Raw genomic sequence first — 20870 nt, forward strand, 5'->3', positions numbered from 1 at the left:
GTTCGAACGGGTTCATGCGGCACGTGCCTTAGATCTCCAGCCCTGAACCGCGGCCTCCCAAGGTCCGAGTGATGTCCCCGCGGTATGCTGCTTGCGCCTCCATAGCCGCTTGACAGTCGGCAAAGCCACATCTACAAAGTTGTAGACCTAACCATACATTTGAGCAATGAGCACGTCAAAACCCACCCTATGGCTGCAAGTCTCCGACCTGCCAGGTCCCGATGCTCCGAGACGCCGGTTGGCCCATCCTGGCCGCTGGATCAGCGGTGCAATCGGGCTTTTGGTACTGGCATTGCTGATCCGCGCTTTCGCGATGGGGCAGATCCGCTGGGATGTGGTCGGACAGTTTCTCACCGCCCGCGTCATCCTCGTCGGGTTTGGCTGGACGCTGCTGATCTCGGCCTGCGCGTTGGCCCTGGGCATCGTCCTTGGATTGGGATTTGGCATCATGCGCACGGCGGCCAACCCGACACTGAGATTTGCCGCCTGGCTCTATGTGTGGATCTTCCGCGGCACGCCGGTGCTCCTGCAACTGTTGATCTGGTTCAACATCGGGCTGGTCTTTCCGCGGCTTTACATTCCAGGCCTTGTCGACGAGCGGATGGTTGACGTGGTGACCCCCTTTGTCGCCGCCGTATTGGGGCTTGGCGTCAATGAAGGTTCCTACCTGACGGAGGTCGTGCGCGGGGGTATCGGGTCCGTCGATCGCGGCCAGATCGAGGCGGCCAACACGCTGGGTATGACCCCTGGCCAGACGATGCGACGCATCGTCCTGCCGCAGACCTTGCGGTTGATCCTGCCGGTGTTGGGCAACAGCGCCGTCGGCATGCTCAAGTTCTCTTCGCTCGCCGCGACCATTGCGATGGGCGAAATGCTGAACGCCGCGCAGCGGATCTACTTCATCAATGGCGCGGTCATCGAACTGCTTTTCGTCTGCTCGATCTGGTATCTGGTCGGAACCACGCTGCTGTCGATCGGTCAATTCTATCTGGAACGGCATTTTGGCCAAAGTGCCGTCAGCACCGGAAGCCGCAGGCAATGGTTCAAAACGCGGTCGCGGCCAGCGATTGCTTCGGGTGAAGCATGAGCCTCGCGATCAGGGCAGTCGGCATCCGCAAGCGGTTCGGTACACATGAAGTGCTGAAGGGGCTCGACCTGGACGTCACCTATGGCGAGGTGGTCTGCATCCTCGGTCCCTCCGGCAGTGGCAAAAGCACGTTTCTGCGCTGCATCAACCATCTCGAGGTTCCGAACGCGGGCTATGTCTGGATAGACGGCTCGATCGTGGGGTACGAACTGCACGGCGAAGTGCTGCACGAGTTGCCGGTTCGCCGCCTGCGCGCCCAGCAGCGCCAGCTGGGCATGGTGTTCCAGCACTTCAACCTGTTCGCCCACCGCACGGTGCTGGGCAATGTCATCGAAGGGCCCATGATTGTACGGGGCCTGCGCCGTGCCGAGGCAGAGAAACGCGCCATGGAGCTCCTGCATCAGGTCGGCATGGCCAACCGGGCATCGAGCTACCCCTCGCAGCTTTCGGGCGGACAGAAGCAGCGCGTCGCCATTGCGCGCGCGCTTGCGATGGAGCCCCGCGTGATGCTCTTCGACGAACCGACCAGCGCGCTCGACCCCGAACTCGTGGGTGAGGTGCTGGAGGTGATGCGCGGCCTCGCCAAGGGCGGCACCACCATGATCGTCGTCACACACGAAATCGGCTTTGCCCGCGAAGTCGCCGACCGCGTTCTGGTGATGATCGACGGCGAGATTCGGGAAATGGGAAAACCCGAACAGGTTCTGAGCAACCCCGGTGATCCGCGCGTCAGAACATTCCTCAGCCGCGTGCTGTCCTGAGACAGGGAGCGCAAATCTTCACAATGGGAGAACTAAAAATGACACGAACGTTTTCGCTGGTTCAGCGCCTTGCCTCGGTGGCGCTTCTGGGCTTGGCTGTGTGCAGCCCTGCCCGCGCCGCAACCGATGAAGCCGCGGCCGCCAAGCTGCCGGATGCCGTGCGCAGCGCCGGCAAGCTCAACGTCACTATCAGCCTTGCCTACCCGCCGATGGAATACAATGATGCCGGCTCGACCGATCTCAAGGGCTTCGATATCGATTTGGCAAAGTCAATCGCCGATCGGCTCGGCCTGAAGATCGAGTTCCAGAATGTCGAGTTCCCGCAGCTCATCCCGCAGGTCGTCACAGGCCGATCGGACATCATCATGACGGCATTCTCCGACAAGGTCGAACGCCAGACGCAGCTGGATTTCATCGATTACTTCAAGACCGGCAATGTCTTCTATTCCGCCGCCGAACTGAAGGATACGATCAAGGCCGAGGCGGATCTCTGCGGCAAGACCATCGCGGTCGCGACCGGCACCAGCTGGGTCACATGGGCCGAGGACCTGAGCAAGACGACCTGCGCGGCCGACAAGCAGATGAACGTCATCCAGATACCAACGCAGGCCGAACACATCATGCAGATCCGCCAGGGCCGTGCACAGGCCTCGATCATCGGACTGGAGGGATTGCTCGATCTGATGAAGCAGGAGCCTGGCAAGTTCTACCAGATCGGCGCGGTTGGCGAGATCAACCACTATGGCATCGCGCTTGCCAAGCCCAACACGCAATTGCGCGACGCTGTCCAGGCGGCACTCAATACGATGAAGACAGATGGTACCTATGCCGAGATTCTGGATCGCTATGGCCTGAAAGAGGCTGGCGTCGAGGACTTCACGATAAACGGTGCAAAGAAGTAGAGGAACCATGCCGCGACCTGATCCGCACGATCCGTCCGCCACCGATCCTTCCCTCCAGACAGGCCGCCCTGAGGTCGACCTGTCACGGCTGCGGCTCGACACATATTCGGGGGAACAGCTCTACCGTCAGCTGTACCGAATGTTGCGGGCCGCAATTCTGAGCGGGGATATTGCCGAGGGTGAAGCCATTCCATCGGAAAACCAGCTGCGCGATCAGTTCGGCATAGCGCGAACCACGGTCCGCAACGCAATGACGCTGCTGGTGTCGGAGGGGTTGGTGCGGCAGATCCGGGGTCGTGGAACGATCGTCTCCCACCGGCCGGTCAGCCACAGCATCTGGAACTTCGGCAGCTTCACGGAACTGGCCCGCCGGCAAGGCCAACGTCCGGTCACCCGCACGCTGGAACATCAGGTCAAGGACGGCGAATTGCATCTGGTGCGTGCGCGCGGCCTCGCCAATGGCGAGGCCGTCACCTGGCTTAACGTGGATATGTCGTGGCTGAGTCTTGAACTCTATCCCGGCATCGAAAGCTACGATTTCGCGGCGCAGTCGCTTTATGAGGTACTGCGTCGCGACTACGGCAGGCATCCAATGCGCTCGGAGCTTCTGCTCACGGTCGTGTCGCCCTCGGAGCGGCTGAAGGAGGTCTTCGCAACGGCAGCGGAAGTGCCGGGCTATCTCTGCGCCAGCGGCGACGTCCTGGACGGCAACGACCAGTTGGTCGAACGCACGTCGATCGTCTATTCGCCCGCCGTCCAGATGAAATTCGCAACGCGCTGGGGACGCAACATGGCGCAACTCCCCTCGGAGCGGAGCGCAGGAGACCAGACATGAGCCGCTTCGGCAAAACCTTCACCACCCCCAAGCCGATATTGGCGATGCTGCATCTCGCCGGCGAAGGGCGTCAGGCCAAGCTTGCGCAGGCCGAGGAAGAGGCGCGTATCCTGACCGGCGAAGGCGTGGATGGGCTGGTGGTCGAAAACTATTTCGGCGACGCGGACGACGTCGAGCGGGCGCTTGACCGCATCTGCGGACTGGGCCTGGGCGGCAAGGTCGGCGTCAACGTGCTGCGCGACGACGCGTCGGCCTTTGCGCTGGCTGGACGCTATCCCGTCGATTTCATTCAGATCGATTCGGTCGCGGGCCATCTGCCGCCCGAAGCCGATGCGCCCTTCGCCGCGGAACTGGCGGCGCGGAGAGCGGCCGCTCCGGTGCTGCTGCTCGGCGGGGTGCGCTTCAAATACAAGCCTGTCCTTTCCGGCCGGTCGGAAGCCGAGGATGTCCAGATCGGCGCTGCCCGCTGTGACGCGCTGGTCGTGACATCAAACGCTACTGGCGAGCCGACGGAGCTCGGCAAGGTGGCGAGATTTCGTGCCGCGACCGGCGGAAGTGTGCCGCTCTTGATCGGCGCCGGCATTACGGAGGCCAATGCCGCCGAGCAACTGGCGGTCGCCGACGGTGCAATCGTCGGAAGCTGGCTGAAACGCGATCACCGGGATACCGGCGCGATGGAAGCCGACCATGTCGTACGCTTCATGCGGGCCGTGCGTTCCCTGCGAGCCGCGGCATGAACAGGCAGGACCATGTCGTCGCGTGCCCCGCGACCGCCGAGGCTTTCGCGCGCTTCGGCACCGTCTATGACCTGTCGGGCGGCAGCGACCCCAAGGTCGTCTGGACGCTTGGCAATGGCTGGCAGGACGGCTTCACCCAGAAGCCGCTGATCGGCGGCAGCGGCCATCTTGGCTTGACCCGTGGCGGGGCCGCTCCCTGGCGTTGCACTGAGATGGAACGCCACCCGGGCACGGAAGAGGCTATCTTCTGCGCCGATGCGCCGGTGGTCCTGGCCGTCGCTCCAGCTTCCGCCATGCCGGCGCCCCACCGTGACGAGATCGAGGCATTCGTGATTTCACCCGGACAGGCAGTGGTGATGGACCGAGGCGTCTGGCACGATGCCTGCCGGGGCCTGACGCGCCCGACACCCTATTTCTGGATGGCGATCTGCGGGCTTGGCGCCAGTCCCTGGGTTCCGGTCGAAGGCGGGGCGCTTCTGGTCTGTGCCGACGCGAACCAGGTAACGCGTGCATGACGGCATTCTTCATCGGCGACGTGGCGCTCGACGAATACTACACCGCCGACCGCTGGCCGGGCCGTGCCGACAAGGGGATGGTCACCGAGATGCCGGCCGAAACCGGCGGTTCGATCGCCAACGCTGCTGTCGTCCATGCGGCCCTTGGCGGGGCGACAGAGTTCATATCGCTGTTGAACGACAGTCCGCTGTCGCGGCGCCTGATCGCCGATCTGCGCGCCAATGATGTCGGCGTGGCGCATATGCTGACCGATCCGGCCATTCCGGAATCGCGCAACCTGATCTTCCTGGTTGATGGCGAACACATCGTGCTGACTGTCGAGATGGGCCAGCAACCGATGTGGCTGCCAGCGGCGACCTTGGCCGCCCTGCGCGCCCCGGGCTTTCTCTACACAACGCTCTACCGTGCTCGCAGGCTGCATTGTCGGGTCGCCGGCGAGGTGCTTGCACAGGCAAGGCTGCTGGCTCACCTGCGTGAACACGGTCGCCGCACGATTTTCGATCTGGATGTCGGCGGCTGTACCAGGGAGGACCTGCCCTATCTGCTCGGGGCCGAAGCTGTCATCTTCAACCAGGTCGGCTTTCGCACAGCCTTTGGGCATGACGATCTGTCGCTCATTGGCGACTGGATGCGGGCCGCGGAGATCTCATGGGTGGTTCGCACCATGGCAGGCGAGGGAGCCGAGGCGAGCAATGGCGGGGCGATCCTTCGCACGCGCTTCTATCCGGTCGAGGTGGTCGACGTGACCGGTGCCGGCGACACGTTCGGCGGAACCTTGACCTGGTGCCTGTCGCGCGGACAGGTCTTCGCCGAGGCACTCGATTTTGCAGTCGCGGCGGCCTCCCGCTCGGTCACCATCCACGGGCCGCGGGGCGGCAAGGCCAGGCTTGACGAAGTATGCGCCTGGCGCGACGAGGCCCTTTCCTCAATCTGACTTCCGGCTGGCCTCGGGGGCACTTCGTTGTCTGCATCGATGGGATCCGGGGCGTGTCAGAGGCCGCACGTTTTGCCGTGGCTGGATCAATCCGCGATAAGCAGGGGATCGCCGCCATGTCTGGCGCCGGGGTGGCATATCCTGTATAGGCGTTGCGTTTCCTCTGTTTGACGCAATTCCCAAGGGAGAATGTTTCATACTTTTCCTGGACTTGCTCTTTGGGCCTTGCATGTCCTTCATTCCCGACACCACTACGCTGATCCAGTTCGCAATCGCCACCGTGATCCTGGCGATAACGCCCGGCCCCGACATGACCCTGTTCGTCTCGCGCACGCTGAGCCAGGGGCGCGTCACCGGCTTTGCCTCGATGGCCGGTGCGCTGTGCGGCACGCTGATCCACACCACGCTGGTGGTGGTCGGCGTCTCGGCGCTGATCGTCGCCTCACCGATGGCCTTCTTCGTGCTGAAGATCTTCGGCGCCGGTTATCTCGTCTTCCTGGCCTGGCAGGCGATCGCCAAGGGCTCGGCCTTTTCGCCGGAAAAGAAGACGGGACCGCGGATCTCGCTGTTTCGCAGCTGGGCGGCGGGGCTCGGCGTCAATCTGCTCAACCCGAAGATCATCCTCTTCTTCATGACCTTTCTGCCGCAATTCGTCTCCGCGCATGATCCCAACGCGCCGGGAAAGCTGTTCTTCCTCGGCGCCATGTTCATCGTGCTGTCGATCCCGGTGACGGTGCCGATGGTGCTGGCGGCGGAAAAATTTTCGGCGGCGATGAAGGCCAGCCCGCGCGTCACGCGGGTGGTCGACTATCTCTTCTCCGGCGTGTTCTCGGCCTTCGCGCTCAGGATCCTGACCGCCCAGGCGAAATAGGGGCGTCCTTCCACCAGCTTCCGGCCCAGCGCCCGGCGCTGAGCCAGTAGAAGATGCCGCCGACCATGCCGCCGCCGATGACGGCCATGATGGCGCTGGTGTCGGTCACGGCGAAGATGGACTCCTGGGCGTGATCGACCAGGCCAAGGAAGGCGCCCGCCACCACCGCACCGGCGAGCGCATAATACAGCCAGTCGCGCCGGCCGAGAATTTCGGCAACCAGGATGACGATCGCCGCCGGCATGAAGGCGAAATAGGCGACGAACAGGGCGACGAAGGGAATCGAAAAATACAGCGAGGCGGTTGCGGCCGGCTGCGCATGCTGCGGCGCATAGCCAAGCGAGGCCAGGAACAGGATGTTGAGGAAGGCGCTCGCCGCCAGCGACGCGACGGCATAGCCGAACAGGATGGTGGCAAGGCGCACGATATAGGCGACCAGACGGTTCATCCCGCATCTCGCTGCATGGGACGGCCAGACTTGCGCCCCGCCAGAAGCCAGTAGACCGACCCGGCGGCGGTGCCGGCGGTGGCCAGGAACCCGAGAAAGCCCGGATTGAAAACAAAGCCTCCAGCAGAGCCGGGAACAAGAACGCCAAATGCGATGGAGGTGATCGCACCCGTGACCGCGAAATAGAACCATCCTCGCAGCGACAGCCGTTCGGCAAGCAAGATCGCAGGGCCGACGATCAGCAGCGCGCAGACTGCCACGGTCAACACGGCGAGCGGGAACGAACCCAGCCAGTCGAATGTAAAGACCAGGGACCAGTTGCCGTATTCGATCCCTTCCAGAAGGGTGATCAGCAGCACGGGGACCAGGATTGATGTCAGCACAGCGGCGACATAACCGACTGCTATGGTGACGAAGCGCTTGAGCCCGGCGAGGGGACGGTTCATCGGGCTGTCCTGATGCGCGTGTCGCCCGGAAGCAGTCCCATGACCAGTCGGTAGACGGCGCCGCCCAGGCTACCCGCAACGATCAGGGCAATCAGCAAATCGAGCGCGGGCCGTGTCCGCGCCATCGGATAGATCTGCATGATCGCGAACATAACGGTCCCCACGAGGGCGCCGCCGAGGATCGAAAACGTCCACCCCCGGCGCTCGGTCAGTTCCGATACCACAATCAGCGGTACCGCGGGGAGCGCGCCATAAATGGCGGCTATTATCGTGCCAGCGACCAAGGCCACCAGCTGGTCTTTCAGATCGAAGAAAAGCCGGCCGCCGCGCCAGAAGATGGAAGCGTCTTCGTACAAAAGAAACACAAGGGGCATGACGAGCGAGGCTAATGCATAGGAAATGGCGACAGCCGCCAGTCGCCAAGAAAAGCTCACGCTTCGCCGTGCCCCGCGATCATCATGGCTTCCAGCGCCAGCCGGTCGACCTTGCGCATGCGCTCCGATTCCGACTTGAGCTGACCGCAGGCGGCGAGGATGTCGCGGCCGCGCGGGGTGCGGATCGGCGAGGCATAGCCGGCATTGTTGATGTAGTCGGCGAATTTCTCGATCGTCTCCCAGTCCGAGCACTGGTAGTTAGTGCCCGGCCATGGGTTGAACGGGATCAGATTGATCTTGGCCGGAATGCCCTTGAGCAGCTTGATCAGGCCCTTGGCGTCCTCGATGGAATCGTTGACGTCCTTCAGCATCACATATTCGAAGGTGATGCGCTTGGCGTTCGACAGGCCGGGATAGGCGCGGCAGGCGGCGATCAGTTCCTTCAGCGGATACTTCTTGTTGATCGGCACCAGCAGGTCGCGCAGATCGTCATTGGTGGCATGCAGCGAGATCGCCAGCATGACGCCGATCTCCTCGCCGGTGCGGAAAATCTCGGGCACGACGCCGGAGGTGGACAGCGTGATTCGCCGCTTGGACAAGGAAAGCCCGTCGCCGTCGGAGGCGATCAGCAGCGCCTTCTTCACCGCCTCGAAATTATAGAGCGGCTCGCCCATGCCCATCATGACGATATTGGACACCTTGCGGCCCTCGGCCGGCACGATGGCGCCGTCCGGCGTGTCGCGGTCGGGGAAATCGCCCAGCCGGTCGCGCGCGGTGAGCAACTGGGCGAGAATCTCTTCCGCCGTCAGATTGCGCACCAGCTTCTGGGTGCCGGTGTGGCAGAAGGAGCAGGTCAGCGTGCAGCCGACCTGCGAGGAGATGCAGAGCGTGCCGCGGCCTTCCTCGGGAATATAGACGGTCTCGATCTCGACCGGGCGGCCGGCACCGCGCGGCGGGAAGCGGAACAGCCATTTGCGGGTGCCGTCGGAAGAAATCTGCTCCTCGACAATTTCGGGCCGCGCGACGGTGAAATGCTTGTCGAGCTCGGCGCGCAGATCCTTGGAGATGTTGAACATGCCGGCAAAGTCGGAAACCCCGCGCACATACATCCAGTGCCAGAGCTGCTGGGCGCGCATCCTTGCCTGGCGCTCGGGCACGATGCCGGACGCAACGAGCGCCTCGCCAAGCTCTGCGCGCGTCAGGCCGATCAGCGATGGCTTATCGGGCGCGGCACGGGCGCGCAACGCGTCACGGGCACCCTCGGTGGTGAGGTCGAAGGAAAGGGTCATGGTCGCACTGATATAAGCGGTTTGCGGCCGATTTCATCCATCGTGCCGGGAACTGAAGCGCGGCGCATAGCACAGGTTGAGGGCAGAGTCATGCGGTGGCGACCACAAGCCGAGCGGGCGACAGCGTTTCGATCGCGATGTCCTGATCGACAGACGGTCTCTGCGTCTGCACGGAGAGTTCATCGGATGAACCAGTTTGTCGCATCACGATAACCCGCTACGGCCGACTGGCAGCCTTGCGCCCAATCTTCCCGGCACGCGAGTGCCGATCACATAGTCGTGTTGACGTAACGATTCCCCTGCCGCCTTCGAAGGCTGAATGGGGCGACCATGCCCTTGCAAAATGGGAGTATGCTGAATGAACTCGATCAAGCTCGCCGTCATTGCCGCCCTCGTCGGCCTTCCACCCCGCAAGCTTTTGCCGAAGACGCAATGGGCAAGATGACCATGATGAAAGGCGGGGAGGTGACGGCGATCATGCCGGACGGGCATATGGGCACCATGATGCCAGATGCAAAAATGGGTGCCGAGATGATGAAGATGGCCAAGCCGATCAAGCACTGCATGATGATGATCACCGATGCCAAGGGCAAAGCCTACATGATCGATACGTCGACCAAGAAGGCCCAGGCCGAATGTGAAAAAATGGCTATGTGAGACCTGAACCCGCAGGAACCCCTCCCGCCGGCAGGAGCTGGCGGGAGCATCCGCGCTCGGAATGTAGGCGCCAGCGCCGAACCTGGGGCCGCGTCCAGGACCAGCCTTCAAAACTTCCGCGCATGCAAACAGCCGCGATCCGCGGACGTTTGGCCGAGGCCCTGTTTCAAATAAGCGCGTGACAGCGACGTGATCCGACAGCCTTGATCGACGTGATGTGTATGCTAGGGCTGGGCCTCCATTGCGAGGACAGACATGGCCGGCATATCGCGAAAATATCCCATGCTGCGGCGCTCGCGCGCGATGTGGGGCTCGCGGCGCGTATGGCAGCCGCGCCTGGTGTTCTGGGCCGGCGCGGTCTCGATCGGCGTCATCAGCGTGCTGTTCGCGGTGCTGGCCGACAAGGCGCAGGTGCTGTTCCATGTCATGACCGGCGATGGCGGCGGCTGGCGCTTCTATCTGCCGCTCATGGTCACGCCGCTTGGCTTCGTGCTGTGCGCCTGGCTGGCCCAGGCTTTCTTTCCGGGCTCGCAAGGCAGCGGCATTCCGCAGGCGATCGCCGCGCGCCATTTGCGTGACGACGACGACCGCCACCACCTGCTCTCATTGCGGCTTGCGGCCGGCAAGATCGCGCTCACCATCGTCGGCCTGTTCTGCGGCGCTTCCATCGGTCGCGAAGGCCCGACCGTGCAGGTCGGCGCCTCGCTGATGCTGCAGGCGGCGCGCTGGGGCGGAATGGCGCAGGCGCGGGGCCTGATCCTGGCCGGATCGGCCGCCGGCATCGCGGCCGCCTTCAATACACCATTGGCCGGCATCGTTTTCGCCATCGAGGAAATGGGTCGCACCTATGAAGCGCGCACCAACGGGCTTGTGCTGACGGCGGTAATCCTGGCCGGCCTCGCATCGCTCGGCCTGCTCGGCAACTACACCTATTTCGGCATCTCCAGAGACACGATCTCGTTTGCCGCCGAGTGGCCGCTGGTGCTTGCCTGCGGCATCATTGGAGGCGGCTTCGGCGCGCTGTTTTCACTGCTGGCGCTGAAGATCACGCGCCGGATCCGGCGCTGGCACACGCAGCAGCCCTTGGCTCGCGCGCTGCTGGTGGCCGCATTCTGCGGGCTCGGCGTGGCGGTGATCGGCATTGCGTCGGGCGGTCTGACCTTCGGCACCGGCTACGCGCAGGCGCGCGGCGCGGTGGAAGGTACGCCGCTGCCATCGTTCTTCTTCGTGGAAAAATTCCTCGCCGGGCTGCTGTCGATGGTTTCGGGCATTCCGGGCGGCATTTTCGCGCCCTCGCTGGCGGTCGGCGCCGGGATCGGCAGTTCGCTCGGCCTCTTGTTCGGCGCCAGCGCGGGAGCCGCCGCGCTGCTCGGCATGGCCGGCTATTTCGCCGGCGTGGTGCAAGCGCCGATGACGGCTTTCGTCATCATCCTGGAGATGACCGGCAACCACGACAATGTCATCGCGCTGATGCTGGCCTCTATGCTGGGCTACGGCACGGCGCGGATGATCTCGCACGAGCCGCTCTATCACGCGCTGTCGCGTGTCTTCATCGCCGAGGCGATCCGACGCCGGCGGGCGGAGGCGGAACCAGCGCAGGGCCACGGCTGAAAAGCAAAAAAGGCCGGGCTTTGCGGCCCGGCCTTCGTTTCAAAACGCGGCTTTGCCTATTTGCACTTGGCGATCGACGACAGCGCCGCCGAAATGCCCTTCAGCGAGAAGACATAGGAGGTGGGATTGCCGCGGCCGGATTTCGCCGTCACCTTCATGTCCGAACCGGTCTTCATGGCGGCGATCAGCACGGGTTCCTCGGCGGCGTTCTCGACCCAGGCCGACTTGCCGCGGGTGAACATCGAGAACGACTTCTTGTCGATGGTGACGGTTGCCTTGGAACCTTCCTGGAAATTGTAGCCGGCAATGAACTGCGGCTCATAGGATACCTGCTGGCCGGGCCGCTGGCTGACGAAGAAGAACATATCGCCATGGTCGAGCGTCGGCGGCTGCTTGTCGGTCGGCACGGTCAGCACGTAGCAGACCTTGCCGCCCTGCGCCTGATAGCTGTAGGTGCCCCAGGCATTGTGCTGGCCGATCTTGGTCGCCTGCTGCGCCAGTGCCGGCGCTGCTGAGGCCGCCAGGACCAGGCTCGAAACTAGTGCTGTCAATCCGCGCATCGTCTTTCCCGTATTCCAAATGGTGCGGAGGCGGGCCGCCTGGCGTCCTGCCGTCGCTTCATTTTGATTTAATCTGGGTTACCAAACGGTGAATTTCCCTCAACAAAAGGACGCTCACCCCAGGAAACCGCCGCCAATCCCGCGCCGCCGCCCTTGTCAGCAGCCGGCGCGACGTCCCTTCGGCGACTTGGAGGCCACGAAAGCGGCAAGAGTTTGACTTTTCAACCGGACCTGCGAAGGCCTCCATCCACAAGATGCGCGCCGCGTGCAGACGCTCAGCCCTTGTCGGCGATGGCGTCCTTGGCGGCCTGGCGATGCGCCGGCGTGATGTGGGCGCTGACGGCGGTGATCGCGGCGGTCAGCACGGCGATGTCGTCGGTGAAACCGAGGCCGAAGATAAAGTCGGGAATGAGGTCCACCGGCAGGACGAAATAGCCGAGCGCCGCCACCAATATGCCCTTGGCGCGCAACGGCGTGTTCTTGTCCATGGCGCAGTAATAGGCGGCGACGACGTCTTCCATGAAGGGGATTTGCCGGGCGGCCTTCTTCGCCGTGCGCCAGAATTTGTCGCGCACTTCACCCTCCCCGCCCAGCCTGTCGCCAAAGCCGAAGAAATCAAAACCGGGTTGTTGCGCCATCAATCACTCCTAGCGGGTCTCATGCGCATCCAGGCGCATGCCTCGCGGGGAAAATGTGGTGAAAGGTGAACCCGGGTGCAAGATGCGGGTACCGATTTGGGGTTCTCCGCTGCCTTGGCGGCTTTGCGATACCAGGCATCAGCCACCGGCAAAGCGGTTCATCTTCTTCGCCAGTTCGATGTCGAGCGCGGTTACGCCACCGGCGTCATGAGTGTTCAGCGTCACGTCCACGGTCTTGTAGACGTTCGACCAGTCGGGATGATGGTCCATCTTTTCGGCTGCCAGCGCGACGCGGGTCATGAAGGCGAAGGCTTCGGAAAAATTGTTAAAGACGAAGCCGCGCCTGATCGAGGCGCCATCCGTGGCCAGCGACCAGCCGCCGAGTTCGGCAAGGGCAGCGGTGATGGCGTCCTTGCTGAGTTTTTCTCTCGTCATGATGATTTCCCGTGCTATCTCGATTTTGACCCTCACCATACTGCAAGTCGCCCAAAAGTGTTTTGCGGTTTTGGGGTTCCAGACGCACAAACGGCGCATATCGAATGAGCATAACGCCCATAAATTCCATCCTTTTCGTCTGTCTCGGCAATATCTGCCGGTCGCCGCTGGCAGAGGGCGTTTTTCGCGCCGTTTGGGTCGAGCGCGGCTCGGGCCGCGATATCCGGCTCGATTCGGCTGCCACAAGCGGCTGGGAGGTCGGCTCGCCCCCCGATCCGCGCTCGATCGCGGTCGCTATGCGTCACGGCATCGATATTTCCGGACAGAGGGCGCGCAAGATCACGCCGCAGGATTTCTCCCGTTTCGACCTGGTCCTCGGCATGGACCGCTCTGTTGTCGCCGACCTCAAGGCGTTGGCTCCGGCCGCGCGCGACCGGGTGCGGCTCTTCCTGGAGTTCGCGCACGGACAGGCGCGCGACGTGCCCGATCCCTATTATGACGGGCCGGAGGCCTTTGCCGAGGTCTATCGCATGATCCGCGAGGCGTCGGAGGCGCTGGCGACACGGCTGGCCGCGCGGGCGTCGGCGCCCGACAGCGGCCAGGCCTCCTCGACGATATAGGGGCCGCCGCCGACCGAATCGCGCGACGACATCAGGACGAAGCGGCCGATACGAAACGGCAGCGTCGAGAAATTGCCGCGGGCCGAAAGATACTGGGCGACATCCAGCGGGCTCGAATTGCGCAGCCGCGCCAACGTCACATGCGGCATGAACTTGCGGGGATCGGCGGGAATGCCGAGGCGCTGGCAGATGCGGTCGATCTCGCCCTGAAGCCCGGCCAGATCGGGCGAGGCGGAAGCGCCGGCCCACACCGCATGCGGCTTCTTCTGGCCAAAGGCGCCGACACCGGACAGGGTCAGCGAGAAGGAGGGCCGGTGGACGCGGTCCAGCGCATTGGCGATCTCGTCGGCGACATGGCCCTCGACATCGCCGATGAAGCGCAGCGTCAGATGGTAGTTTTCGACATCGATCCAGCGCGCCCCGGGCAGGCCGCCCCGGAGCAGGGACAGCGAAAGGGCGGCGTCACGCGGAATTTCGAGGGCGGTGAAAAGACGCGGCATGAAGAGCCTCCCTTCCTCGAATCGAACTGTCATCCATAGCGAATCATCGATAGTCGAATGGAGCAAGAGGTTTATTGGTCACAGGCTTTGCCAAAAGTTTCCGCAAGGGAAAGCAATGTATCCAGCCTCATGAACCCCCCGGGACCACCGCCATGGTCTTCTCGACCGTCGGCAGGATGCGCTCGACCATCCGGTCAACACCGCCGGCGTTCGGATGCATGCCGTCCTCGAGCTGCAGGCCGGGCTGTCCGGCGACGCCGTCGAGGAAGAACGGATAGAGCGCGACACCGTATTTCGCCGCCAGGTCCGGAAAGATGGCATCGAAGGCGTTCTGGTAGTCGGCGCCGAGATTGGGCGCGGCGCGCATGCCGGCGAGCAGCACAGCGATCTTGCGCTGTTTGAGCTTGCCGAGCATCTCGTCGAGGTTCTTCCTGGTGATGTCGGGCGAGATGCCGCGCAACATATCGTTGGCGCCGAGTTCGAGGATGAGCAGCTGCGTGCCGTCCGGCACCGACCAATCGAGCCGCGCCAGACCGCCGCTCGTGGTGTCGCCGGAAACGCCGGCATTGGCGACGGTCACGTCATGGCCCGTGGCACGCAGCGCCGCCTGCAATTTGTCGGTAAAGCCTTGATCGGGCCCAAGCCCGAAGCCCGCCATCAGGCTGTCACCGAAGCCAACGATCTTGAAGGGCTCGGCACGCGCCGACGAAATGGCGCCGCAAATGGCGAGGAAAAGGACCAAGCCTGCGGCTATCTGGCGTTTGAAAGACATGCGGCAGGCCCCATATGACCAAGGAATTCTTCCGGCGACGGCCTCCGGCAAGCAGAGCCATCATCCCTGATATAGGACGCTTTCATTTTGACAGAAGCCGTCATCGCGCTGAAAGACGTATCCCTGACACTCGGCGAAGGCGCGTCGTCAGTCCATGTGCTGAAGGGCGTCAGCCTCGAGGTGGCGCGCGGCGAGGCGACCGGCATCGTCGGTCCATCGGGGTCCGGCAAGTCGACAATGCTGATGGTGCTGGCGGGCTTGGAGAGGGTCGATTCGGGCACGGTACGAATCGCCGGTGAACTGCTCAACGGCAAAAGCGAGGATCAGATTGCTTCGTTTCGTGGCCGAAACATTGGCATCGTCTTTCAGTCCTTCCACCTCATCCCCAACATGACGGCGCTTGAAAATGTCGCGGTGCCGCTGGAGCTGGCCGGCCATGCCGATCCGTTTTCGGTAGCGGCGCGCGAGCTGGCGGCGGTGGGCCTCAGCGACCGCGTCACCCATTACCCCGGCGAACTCTCCGGGGGCGAACAGCAGCGCGTTGCGATTGCCCGGGCGCTGGCACCCTCGCCGCGCATTCTCATTGCCGACGAGCCGACTGGCAATCTCGACCAGGCGACGGGGCGGCAGGTCGCCGACCTGCTGTTCGCCAAGGCGGCCGAGCGCGGCATGACGCTGGTGCTGGTCACCCATGATCCCGCGCTCGCGGCGCGCTGCGCGCGCCAGGTGTCGATGCGCTCCGGACGTATCGAGGCGCCGAACCCGCCGACCCCACTGGAGGTCACCGCCTGATGCCGCCGGCACGGACGCTGAAGCTCGCCATCCGCTTTTCGTTGCGCGAGATGCGCGGCGGCCTGTCCGGCTTCCTGATCTTTCTCGCCTGCATCGCGCTCGGCGTCGCGGCGATCGGCGGCGTCAACTCGGTTGCCCGTTCGATCAGTGCCGGCGTCGCCAACCAGGGCCAGACGCTGCTTGGCGGCGATCTTCGCTTCCAGATCAACCAGCGCGATGCCAGCCAGGTCGAACATGGCTTCCTCGAGGGGCTGGGCGTTGTTTCGCGCACCGCCAGCATGCGCTCGATGGCGCGTCTGGCGGACGGCTCCGACCAGGCGCTGGTCGAGGCCAAGGCGGTCGACGATGCCTATCCGCTCTATGGCGCGCTGGAGACGGAGCCGGCACTGACAAAGCAGGAATTGTTCGGCGAAGAATTCGGCGTCTTTGGCGCGGCGGCGCCCGATCTTCTGTTCGAACGGCTGCATCTCAAGCCCGGCGACCGGCTGAAGCTCGGCGCCGCCACCTTCGAACTGCGCGCCAGGCTGGTCACCGAGCCGGATGCCGTGTCCGACGGTTTCGGCTTCGCGCCAAGGCTGATGATCTCGACCGACGGCCTGGCCGCGACCGGGCTGATCCAACCGGGCAGCCTGGTCGAAAACGCCTATAAGATCCGGCTGCCCGCCGATGCCGACGAGGCGCGGCTCAAGGCCATACAGGATCAGGCGGCCAGGAATTTTCCGGAAGCCGGCTGGTCGATCCGCACGCGCGGCAACGCCGCTCCGGCTCTGTCGTCCAACATCGAGCGCTTCTCGCAGTTCCTGACGCTGGTCGGGCTGACGGCGCTGGTGGTCGGCGGCGTCGGCGTCGCCAATGCGGTGCGCGCCTATCTCGACGGCAAGCGCGGTGTGATCGCCACCTTCAAGAGTCTCGGTGCTTCCGGCGGCTTTGTCTTCACTGTCTATCTCGTGCAAATCCTGATCATAGCGGCGCTCGGTATCGCCGCCGGTCTGGTGCTCGGCGCACTGATGCCTTTTGCCGCAAGCGCCGCGCTTCAATCCGTCATTCCGGTGCCGGCGCAAGGCGGCTTCTATCCCGGCGCGCTCGGCATGGCGGCGCTGTTCGGGCTGCTGGTGACGCTGGCCTTCGCGCTGCTGCCGCTCGGACGCGCCCGCGACGTGCCGGCGACAGCGCTGTTTCGGGAGATGGGCCTCGAAGGCCGCGGCTTTCCGCGACTTATCTATATTGCGTCGGCCGTCGGCATCGCGTTGCTGCTGGCGGTTCTGGCCATCCTCTTCTCCGGCGACCAGCGCATCGCCTCGATCTTCGTCGGTGCCACCATCTTTTCCTTCCTGGTGCTGCGTCTGGTCGGAGCGTTGGTGCAATGGGTGGCAAGGAAGAGCCCGCGCGTGCGCTCCGTTGCGCTTCGTCTCGCCGTCGGCAACATCCATCGACCAGGCGCCTTGACGCCATCGGTGGTGCTGTCGCTGGGGCTCGGGCTGACGCTGCTGGTGACGTTGGCGCTGATCGACGGCAACCTGCGGCAGCAGATCTCCGGCAGCCTGCCGGAGCGGGCGCCGAACTTCTTCTTCGTCGACATCCAGAGCAGCGATGTCGATGCGTTCTCGGCCCTGGTCGGCAAGGAGGCGCCTCAGGGGACATTGGTCAAGGTGCCGATGCTGCGCGGCCGGGTGATGGCGCTCAACGGCGTCGCCGTCGACAAGGTCAAGGTGCCGGCCGAGGGCGCCTGGGTGCTGAAAGGCGATCGCGGCCTGACCTATGACGCCAGGCAGCCGGAAAACGCGACGCTGACCGAGGGCGAATGGTGGCCGGACAAGTATGCCGGCGAGCCGCTGGTCTCCTTCTCCGCGCAGGAAGGCAAGGAGATCGGGTTGAAGCTCGGCGACACCGTCACCGTCAATGTGCTTGGCCGCAACGTGACGGCCAGGATCGCCAACTTCCGTCAGGTCGAGTGGGAGACGATGGGCATCAATTTCGTCATGGTGTTCTCGCCCAACACATTCGCTGGCGCGCCGCATGGCTGGATGGCGACGCTGACTGAAAAGAGTGCCTCGACCGCGGACGATGCCCGTATCCTCAATGCCGTTACCCGCGCCTTCCCGGCGGTGACGACGGTGCGCGTCAAGGACGCGCTCGATGTCGTCAACCGTCTGGTCGGCCAGCTCGGCACCGCGATCCGGGCCGCGGCCGGGGTGGCGCTGATCGCTTCGGTGCTGGTGCTGGCAGGCGCGCTGGCTGCCGGCAACCGGGCGCGCATCCACGACGCCGTGGTGCTGAAGACGCTCGGTGCGACCAGGAGGACGCTGATAACGGCATTCTCCCTGGAGTACATGCTGATCGGATTGGCCACGGCCATCTTCGCGCTGGCCGCCGGCGGCATCGCGGCTTGGTACATTGTCGCCCGCATCATGACGCTGCCATCGCATTTCATGCCGGAGGTGGCCGTGGCAACCATCGTCTTTGCCCTGGTCATCACGGTCGGCATCGGTCTTGCCGGCACCTGGCGGGTGCTCGGCCACAAGGCGGCGCCGGTGCTGCGTGACCTGTAATCCTTGGCCGGAACTCGCTAATCCCCGGGGGATTATGGGGTGGAGCGGCCCCTCTGCAATTAAATCTTGGTAAGGATGCCGGCCCGGAAGCCCGGAGAATCGGCATTTCGGCCTCTCACGAACCGTTACATCCGGTTACGGTCTTGTTCTTGACGCGAATAACCATCATATTTCGCCGCAGGCATGCTGGAGTCCCGCCAGCGGCGCCTGGGTCCGCAAGAGGCCCGACACCGGACGGGGCAGAAGCAATAGAGGATTCCAATGGCTGATCCCATTCGCAATTATCAGACGTCGGCGGTGCCCGGCGTCCGCGCCGACATCGATCAGGGCCTGCGCGCCTATATGATCAAGGTCTACAACCTGATGGGGCTTGGCCTCCTCATCACCGGCCTTGCCGCCGTCGGCACGATCATGCTGGCAACCACCACCGATCCGGCCTCGGCTGTCGCAACGCTGCCGAGCGGCGAGATGCTGACGTCCTTCGGCTATGCGATCTTCGGGTCGCCGCTGCGCTGGGTGGTGATGCTGGCGCCGCTGGCCGCCGTATTCTTCCTGTCGTTCAGGATTCAGTCGATGAGCGTCGCTGCCGCGCAGACCACGTTCTGGGTCTATGCAGGCCTCGTCGGCTTGTCGCTGTCGTCGATCTTCCTGGTCTACACCACGGCCAGCATTTCGCAGACCTTCTTCGCCACGGCCGCCGCCTTCGGCGCGCTGTCGCTGTTCGGCTACACGACCAAGCGCGACCTGACGGCGATGGGCTCGTTCCTGATCATGGGCGTGTTCGGCATCATCATCGCGTCGGTGATCAACATCTTCCTGCAGTCGTCGGCGCTGTCCTTCGCCGTGTCGGCGATCGGCGTCTTGGTCTTTGCCGGCCTGACCGCCTATGACACGCAGAAGATCAAGGAGATGTATTTCGAGGGCGATGTTTCCGATGTCGCCGGCCGCAAGGCCATCATGGGCGCGCTGAGGCTCTATCTCGATTTCATCAACCTGTTCATGTTCCTGCTCCAGTTCATGGGCGACCGCCGCTAAGGCACGCTTCATGGTCTGACTGGACCATCGGGTTTGAAAAGGGCGGCCCAACGGCCGCCCTTTTCTTTTGTGCCGGCGTTTGCTGTTATCGGAAGCAAACAGAAGGCCTGCATAAAGAATGTGCACAATCGTGATACGGCCGGCGACTTCGGCCGACCTCGACACCATCACCGAAATCTATGCCGACGCGGTGACCCATGGCACGGCGAGCTATGAGCTGGAGCCGCCAGGCCGCGCCGAGATGGGCACGCGATTCGCCGCGCTCACGGCCGGCGGCTTTCCGTATCTGGTGGCGGAAAAGGACGGCGCCGTGCTTGGCTATGCCTATGCCGGTGCCTTCCGGCCGCGCCCGGCCTACCGCTTCATCGTTGAGGATTCGGTATACGTCGCGCCCGAGGCCAAGGGCCAGGGTGTCGGCCTCATGCTGATGCGCAGCCTGATCGCCGCCGCCGAGGCGGCGGGCTTCCGCCAGATCGTCGCCGTGATCGGCGACGGCCATCCAGGCAGCGCCTCGGTCAAACTGCATGAAAAGCTCGGCTTCCGCCACTCTGGCCGGCTCGAAGGTTCCGGCTACAAGCACGGGCGCTGGCTGGACACGGTGTTCATGCAGCTGTCACTGAATGGCGGCGCGTCGATGCCGCCTGATCCGGCTTCCTTGCCGGAGCGGAGATTTCGTGGGGCATGAGAGGGAATTGGAGAATTGAAGAATTGACGAACTGAAGAACAAAGAAGGCGGCGGGAACATCAGGCGCCTTCTTCTTCAACTCTTCAACTCTTCAATTCATCAGTTCTTCAATTCCCCTGCTCCAATCCCCGCTCAAGCCTCTACAACTTTGAGCTTGGAATCGAAGACGCCGAGCACGCGGCCGAGTTCCTGCCCGCGCTTGAGGATGCGGCCGCCAGCGGCGATAACGGCGAAGGCGCCCTGTTTGCGGGCCAGTTTCGGATCCTTCACGATCTGGAACAGCGGCACTTCGCTGGCCCGGCGGAAGACGGAAAACACGGCCCTGTCGGTGAGATGATCGATGGCGTAGTCGCGCCATTCATTGGCGGCCACCATGCGTCCGTAGAGCCTGAGGATCTGGTCCAGTTCACGCCGATCGAAGCGCACGGGCTGGTCGAGGCGCTCACGTCGTGCCTCGTGCAGCGGGATCAATATTGCGGATGCGTCACCATCCCCCGTCCCGCCGCTGTCATCGCTCATGCCTCGATCCTTCAAATGAATCTTTGCCAACCAAAATTGGCCCCTTCGCGCCGCAATTGCAAGAGCCGGCGAAGCGGTGCGGCGGCGCGCCGTTTCCGTTGCGTCCAGTCACGTTTGCAAACCGCATGTTGGAATTGGTGATGCTTCGCCACATTTCTGCCTTTTTTTATCCGCGCTCATGCCCCAATGTCCGACGAATTTACCCGTGTTGCCTGAGACGGTTCGGTCCGGCACCGGCTCGTAAACCCCAAGCCCCCCGCCCACGGGTCAGCGTCGGATCGAACCAACCTCGGTTTT

Annotated in this window: 25 protein-coding genes; 15 read left to right on the forward strand and 10 right to left on the reverse strand. The window is 63.6% G+C overall.

The features are described from left to right. Positions 1-238: 238 nt before the first annotated feature. The 8 genes from EB815_RS05250 (at position 239) to EB815_RS05285 (ending at position 6643) form a co-directional block, all read left to right on the forward strand. Positions 239-1087, forward strand: a complete 849-nt coding sequence (locus EB815_RS05250; protein ID WP_244494119.1) for an amino acid ABC transporter permease — start codon at positions 239-241, stop codon at positions 1085-1087. Further along, positions 1084-1848 (forward strand): amino acid ABC transporter ATP-binding protein, encoded by a 765-nt coding sequence (locus tag EB815_RS05255; RefSeq protein WP_056574472.1) that lies wholly within the window; start codon positions 1084-1086, stop codon positions 1846-1848. Before EB815_RS05250 ends, EB815_RS05255 begins: the two co-directional genes overlap by 4 nt. A 38-nt stretch (positions 1849-1886) precedes the next feature. After that, a complete protein-coding gene (locus EB815_RS05260) occupies positions 1887-2750 on the forward strand; it encodes an ABC transporter substrate-binding protein (protein ID WP_056574475.1) in 864 nt (287 codons plus the stop codon). Between the two features lie 7 nt (positions 2751-2757). Beyond that, positions 2758-3585, forward strand: coding sequence for a GntR family transcriptional regulator (locus tag EB815_RS05265; RefSeq protein WP_056574478.1), 828 nt, complete (start codon positions 2758-2760; stop codon positions 3583-3585). Beyond that, positions 3582-4322, forward strand: a complete 741-nt coding sequence (locus tag EB815_RS05270) for a BtpA/SgcQ family protein (protein ID WP_056574482.1) — start codon at positions 3582-3584, stop codon at positions 4320-4322. The genes EB815_RS05265 and EB815_RS05270 overlap by 4 nt, the downstream gene beginning before the upstream one ends. Next, a complete protein-coding gene (locus EB815_RS05275; RefSeq protein ID WP_056574485.1) occupies positions 4319-4837 on the forward strand; it encodes an ureidoglycolate lyase in 519 nt (172 codons plus the stop codon). Before EB815_RS05270 ends, EB815_RS05275 begins: the two co-directional genes overlap by 4 nt. Further along, on the forward strand, positions 4834-5772 hold the full coding sequence (locus EB815_RS05280; RefSeq protein WP_065005466.1) for a carbohydrate kinase family protein: 939 nt from the start codon (positions 4834-4836) through the stop codon (positions 5770-5772). Before EB815_RS05275 ends, EB815_RS05280 begins: the two co-directional genes overlap by 4 nt. A gap of 229 nt (positions 5773-6001) precedes the next feature. Further along, positions 6002-6643 (forward strand): LysE family translocator, encoded by a 642-nt coding sequence (locus EB815_RS05285; protein WP_056574492.1) that lies wholly within the window; start codon positions 6002-6004, stop codon positions 6641-6643. On the opposite strand, the gene EB815_RS05290 is transcribed toward EB815_RS05285, so the two are convergent. From EB815_RS05290 to rlmN, 4 genes are read right to left on the reverse strand one after another with little or no spacing between them, the layout of a single operon-like run. Beyond that, on the reverse strand, positions 6615-7091 hold the full coding sequence (locus tag EB815_RS05290; RefSeq protein ID WP_056574497.1) for a hypothetical protein: 477 nt from the start codon (positions 7089-7091) through the stop codon (positions 6615-6617). The two genes, EB815_RS05285 and EB815_RS05290, sit on opposite strands and share 29 nt — an antisense overlap. Then, positions 7088-7537, reverse strand: coding sequence for a hypothetical protein (locus tag EB815_RS05295; protein ID WP_056574500.1), 450 nt, complete (start codon positions 7535-7537; stop codon positions 7088-7090). The genes EB815_RS05290 and EB815_RS05295 overlap by 4 nt, the downstream gene beginning before the upstream one ends. Further along, the gene (locus EB815_RS05300) at positions 7534-7971 is read right to left on the reverse strand and encodes a hypothetical protein (protein WP_155772497.1); all 438 of its coding nucleotides are present in this window, start codon (positions 7969-7971) and stop codon (positions 7534-7536) included. Before EB815_RS05300 ends, EB815_RS05295 begins: the two co-directional genes overlap by 4 nt. Then, on the reverse strand, positions 7968-9200 hold the full coding sequence (rlmN, locus tag EB815_RS05305; RefSeq protein ID WP_056574506.1) for a 23S rRNA (adenine(2503)-C(2))-methyltransferase RlmN: 1233 nt from the start codon (positions 9198-9200) through the stop codon (positions 7968-7970). Before rlmN ends, EB815_RS05300 begins: the two co-directional genes overlap by 4 nt. 351 nt (positions 9201-9551) lie before the next feature. Here rlmN and EB815_RS05310 point away from each other — a divergent pair, with 351 nt between their 5' ends. Both EB815_RS05310 and EB815_RS05315 read left to right on the forward strand, forming a co-directional pair. Then, the gene (locus tag EB815_RS05310) at positions 9552-9857 is read left to right on the forward strand and encodes a hypothetical protein (RefSeq protein WP_245303369.1); all 306 of its coding nucleotides are present in this window, start codon (positions 9552-9554) and stop codon (positions 9855-9857) included. Between the two features lie 255 nt (positions 9858-10112). Continuing rightward, positions 10113-11468 carry a chloride channel protein gene (locus EB815_RS05315; protein ID WP_065005468.1) on the forward strand — a complete coding sequence of 452 codons (1356 nt, stop codon included), beginning with the start codon at positions 10113-10115 and terminating at the stop codon, positions 11466-11468. 56 nt (positions 11469-11524) lie between these two features. Here EB815_RS05315 and EB815_RS05320 read toward each other — a convergent pair whose 3' ends face one another. From EB815_RS05320 to EB815_RS05330, 3 genes are all read right to left on the reverse strand, one after another. Further along, on the reverse strand, positions 11525-12028 hold the full coding sequence (locus EB815_RS05320) for an invasion associated locus B family protein (RefSeq protein ID WP_065005469.1): 504 nt from the start codon (positions 12026-12028) through the stop codon (positions 11525-11527). A gap of 275 nt (positions 12029-12303) precedes the next feature. Beyond that, the gene (locus tag EB815_RS05325) at positions 12304-12666 is read right to left on the reverse strand and encodes a YkvA family protein (protein ID WP_056574518.1); all 363 of its coding nucleotides are present in this window, start codon (positions 12664-12666) and stop codon (positions 12304-12306) included. Positions 12667-12804: 138 nt separating this feature from the next. Then, entirely contained in the window at positions 12805-13101 is a 297-nt protein-coding gene (locus EB815_RS05330; protein WP_081295064.1) for a 4a-hydroxytetrahydrobiopterin dehydratase, read from the reverse strand. Positions 13102-13205: 104 nt separating this feature from the next. Here EB815_RS05330 and EB815_RS05335 point away from each other — a divergent pair, with 104 nt between their 5' ends. Next, positions 13206-13721, forward strand: coding sequence for a low molecular weight protein-tyrosine-phosphatase (locus EB815_RS05335; RefSeq protein WP_065005470.1), 516 nt, complete (start codon positions 13206-13208; stop codon positions 13719-13721). On the opposite strand, the gene thpR is transcribed toward EB815_RS05335, so the two are convergent. Both thpR and EB815_RS05345 read right to left on the reverse strand, forming a co-directional pair. Further along, positions 13625-14221, reverse strand: coding sequence for an RNA 2',3'-cyclic phosphodiesterase (gene thpR, locus EB815_RS05340; RefSeq protein ID WP_056574530.1), 597 nt, complete (start codon positions 14219-14221; stop codon positions 13625-13627). The two genes, EB815_RS05335 and thpR, sit on opposite strands and share 97 nt — an antisense overlap. A gap of 127 nt (positions 14222-14348) precedes the next feature. Beyond that, positions 14349-14993 carry an arylesterase gene (locus EB815_RS05345; RefSeq protein WP_065005471.1) on the reverse strand — a complete coding sequence of 215 codons (645 nt, stop codon included), beginning with the start codon at positions 14991-14993 and terminating at the stop codon, positions 14349-14351. Between the two features lie 87 nt (positions 14994-15080). On the opposite strand from EB815_RS05345, the gene EB815_RS05350 reads away from it, so the two are divergent. The 4 genes from EB815_RS05350 (at position 15081) to EB815_RS05365 (ending at position 20054) form a co-directional block, all read left to right on the forward strand. After that, positions 15081-15785, forward strand: a complete 705-nt coding sequence (locus EB815_RS05350) for an ABC transporter ATP-binding protein (RefSeq protein ID WP_065005472.1) — start codon at positions 15081-15083, stop codon at positions 15783-15785. Beyond that, positions 15785-18334: an ABC transporter permease gene (locus EB815_RS05355; RefSeq protein WP_065005473.1), complete on the forward strand. Its 2550-nt coding sequence runs from the start codon at positions 15785-15787 to the stop codon at positions 18332-18334. The genes EB815_RS05350 and EB815_RS05355 overlap by 1 nt, the downstream gene beginning before the upstream one ends. A gap of 261 nt (positions 18335-18595) precedes the next feature. Continuing rightward, positions 18596-19369, forward strand: a complete 774-nt coding sequence (locus EB815_RS05360; RefSeq protein WP_056574542.1) for a Bax inhibitor-1/YccA family protein — start codon at positions 18596-18598, stop codon at positions 19367-19369. A 118-nt stretch (positions 19370-19487) separates the two neighbouring features. Further along, a complete protein-coding gene (locus tag EB815_RS05365; RefSeq protein ID WP_065005474.1) occupies positions 19488-20054 on the forward strand; it encodes a GNAT family N-acetyltransferase in 567 nt (188 codons plus the stop codon). A gap of 132 nt (positions 20055-20186) precedes the next feature. On the opposite strand, the gene EB815_RS05370 is transcribed toward EB815_RS05365, so the two are convergent. Then, positions 20187-20573: a DUF2794 domain-containing protein gene (locus EB815_RS05370; protein ID WP_056574545.1), complete on the reverse strand. Its 387-nt coding sequence runs from the start codon at positions 20571-20573 to the stop codon at positions 20187-20189. Between the last annotated feature and the right edge of the window lie 297 nt (positions 20574-20870).

This window comes from Mesorhizobium loti, assembly GCF_013170705.1.
Taxonomy (GTDB): domain Bacteria; phylum Pseudomonadota; class Alphaproteobacteria; order Rhizobiales; family Rhizobiaceae; genus Mesorhizobium; species Mesorhizobium loti_D.

What these genes read in the sequence shown, in the direction of transcription:
- EB815_RS05290 (WP_056574497.1), bottom strand. Translation starts at nt 7,091, where the DNA reads ATGAACCGTCTGGTCGCCTATATCGTGCGCCTTGCCACCATCCTGTTC.
- thpR (WP_056574530.1), bottom strand. Translation starts at nt 14,221, where the DNA reads ATGCCGCGTCTTTTCACCGCCCTCGAAATTCCGCGTGACGCCGCCCTT.
- EB815_RS05370 (WP_056574545.1), bottom strand. Translation starts at nt 20,573, where the DNA reads ATGAGCGATGACAGCGGCGGGACGGGGGATGGTGACGCATCCGCAATA.
- EB815_RS05335 (WP_065005470.1), top strand. Translation starts at nt 13,206, where the DNA reads ATGAGCATAACGCCCATAAATTCCATCCTTTTCGTCTGTCTCGGCAAT.
- EB815_RS05255 (WP_056574472.1), top strand. Translation starts at nt 1,084, where the DNA reads ATGAGCCTCGCGATCAGGGCAGTCGGCATCCGCAAGCGGTTCGGTACA.
- EB815_RS05330 (WP_081295064.1), bottom strand. Translation starts at nt 13,101, where the DNA reads ATGACGAGAGAAAAACTCAGCAAGGACGCCATCACCGCTGCCCTTGCC.
- rlmN (WP_056574506.1), bottom strand. Translation starts at nt 9,200, where the DNA reads ATGACCCTTTCCTTCGACCTCACCACCGAGGGTGCCCGTGACGCGTTG.
- EB815_RS05265 (WP_056574478.1), top strand. Translation starts at nt 2,758, where the DNA reads ATGCCGCGACCTGATCCGCACGATCCGTCCGCCACCGATCCTTCCCTC.
- EB815_RS05365 (WP_065005474.1), top strand. Translation starts at nt 19,488, where the DNA reads ATGTGCACAATCGTGATACGGCCGGCGACTTCGGCCGACCTCGACACC.
- EB815_RS05315 (WP_065005468.1), top strand. Translation starts at nt 10,113, where the DNA reads ATGGCCGGCATATCGCGAAAATATCCCATGCTGCGGCGCTCGCGCGCG.
- EB815_RS05310 (WP_245303369.1), top strand. Translation starts at nt 9,552, where the DNA reads ATGCTGAATGAACTCGATCAAGCTCGCCGTCATTGCCGCCCTCGTCGG.
- EB815_RS05275 (WP_056574485.1), top strand. Translation starts at nt 4,319, where the DNA reads ATGAACAGGCAGGACCATGTCGTCGCGTGCCCCGCGACCGCCGAGGCT.
- EB815_RS05270 (WP_056574482.1), top strand. Translation starts at nt 3,582, where the DNA reads ATGAGCCGCTTCGGCAAAACCTTCACCACCCCCAAGCCGATATTGGCG.
- EB815_RS05345 (WP_065005471.1), bottom strand. Translation starts at nt 14,993, where the DNA reads ATGTCTTTCAAACGCCAGATAGCCGCAGGCTTGGTCCTTTTCCTCGCC.
- EB815_RS05360 (WP_056574542.1), top strand. Translation starts at nt 18,596, where the DNA reads ATGGCTGATCCCATTCGCAATTATCAGACGTCGGCGGTGCCCGGCGTC.
- EB815_RS05285 (WP_056574492.1), top strand. Translation starts at nt 6,002, where the DNA reads ATGTCCTTCATTCCCGACACCACTACGCTGATCCAGTTCGCAATCGCC.
- EB815_RS05280 (WP_065005466.1), top strand. Translation starts at nt 4,834, where the DNA reads ATGACGGCATTCTTCATCGGCGACGTGGCGCTCGACGAATACTACACC.
- EB815_RS05320 (WP_065005469.1), bottom strand. Translation starts at nt 12,028, where the DNA reads ATGCGCGGATTGACAGCACTAGTTTCGAGCCTGGTCCTGGCGGCCTCA.
- EB815_RS05325 (WP_056574518.1), bottom strand. Translation starts at nt 12,666, where the DNA reads ATGGCGCAACAACCCGGTTTTGATTTCTTCGGCTTTGGCGACAGGCTG.
- EB815_RS05355 (WP_065005473.1), top strand. Translation starts at nt 15,785, where the DNA reads ATGCCGCCGGCACGGACGCTGAAGCTCGCCATCCGCTTTTCGTTGCGC.
- EB815_RS05260 (WP_056574475.1), top strand. Translation starts at nt 1,887, where the DNA reads ATGACACGAACGTTTTCGCTGGTTCAGCGCCTTGCCTCGGTGGCGCTT.
- EB815_RS05295 (WP_056574500.1), bottom strand. Translation starts at nt 7,537, where the DNA reads ATGAACCGTCCCCTCGCCGGGCTCAAGCGCTTCGTCACCATAGCAGTC.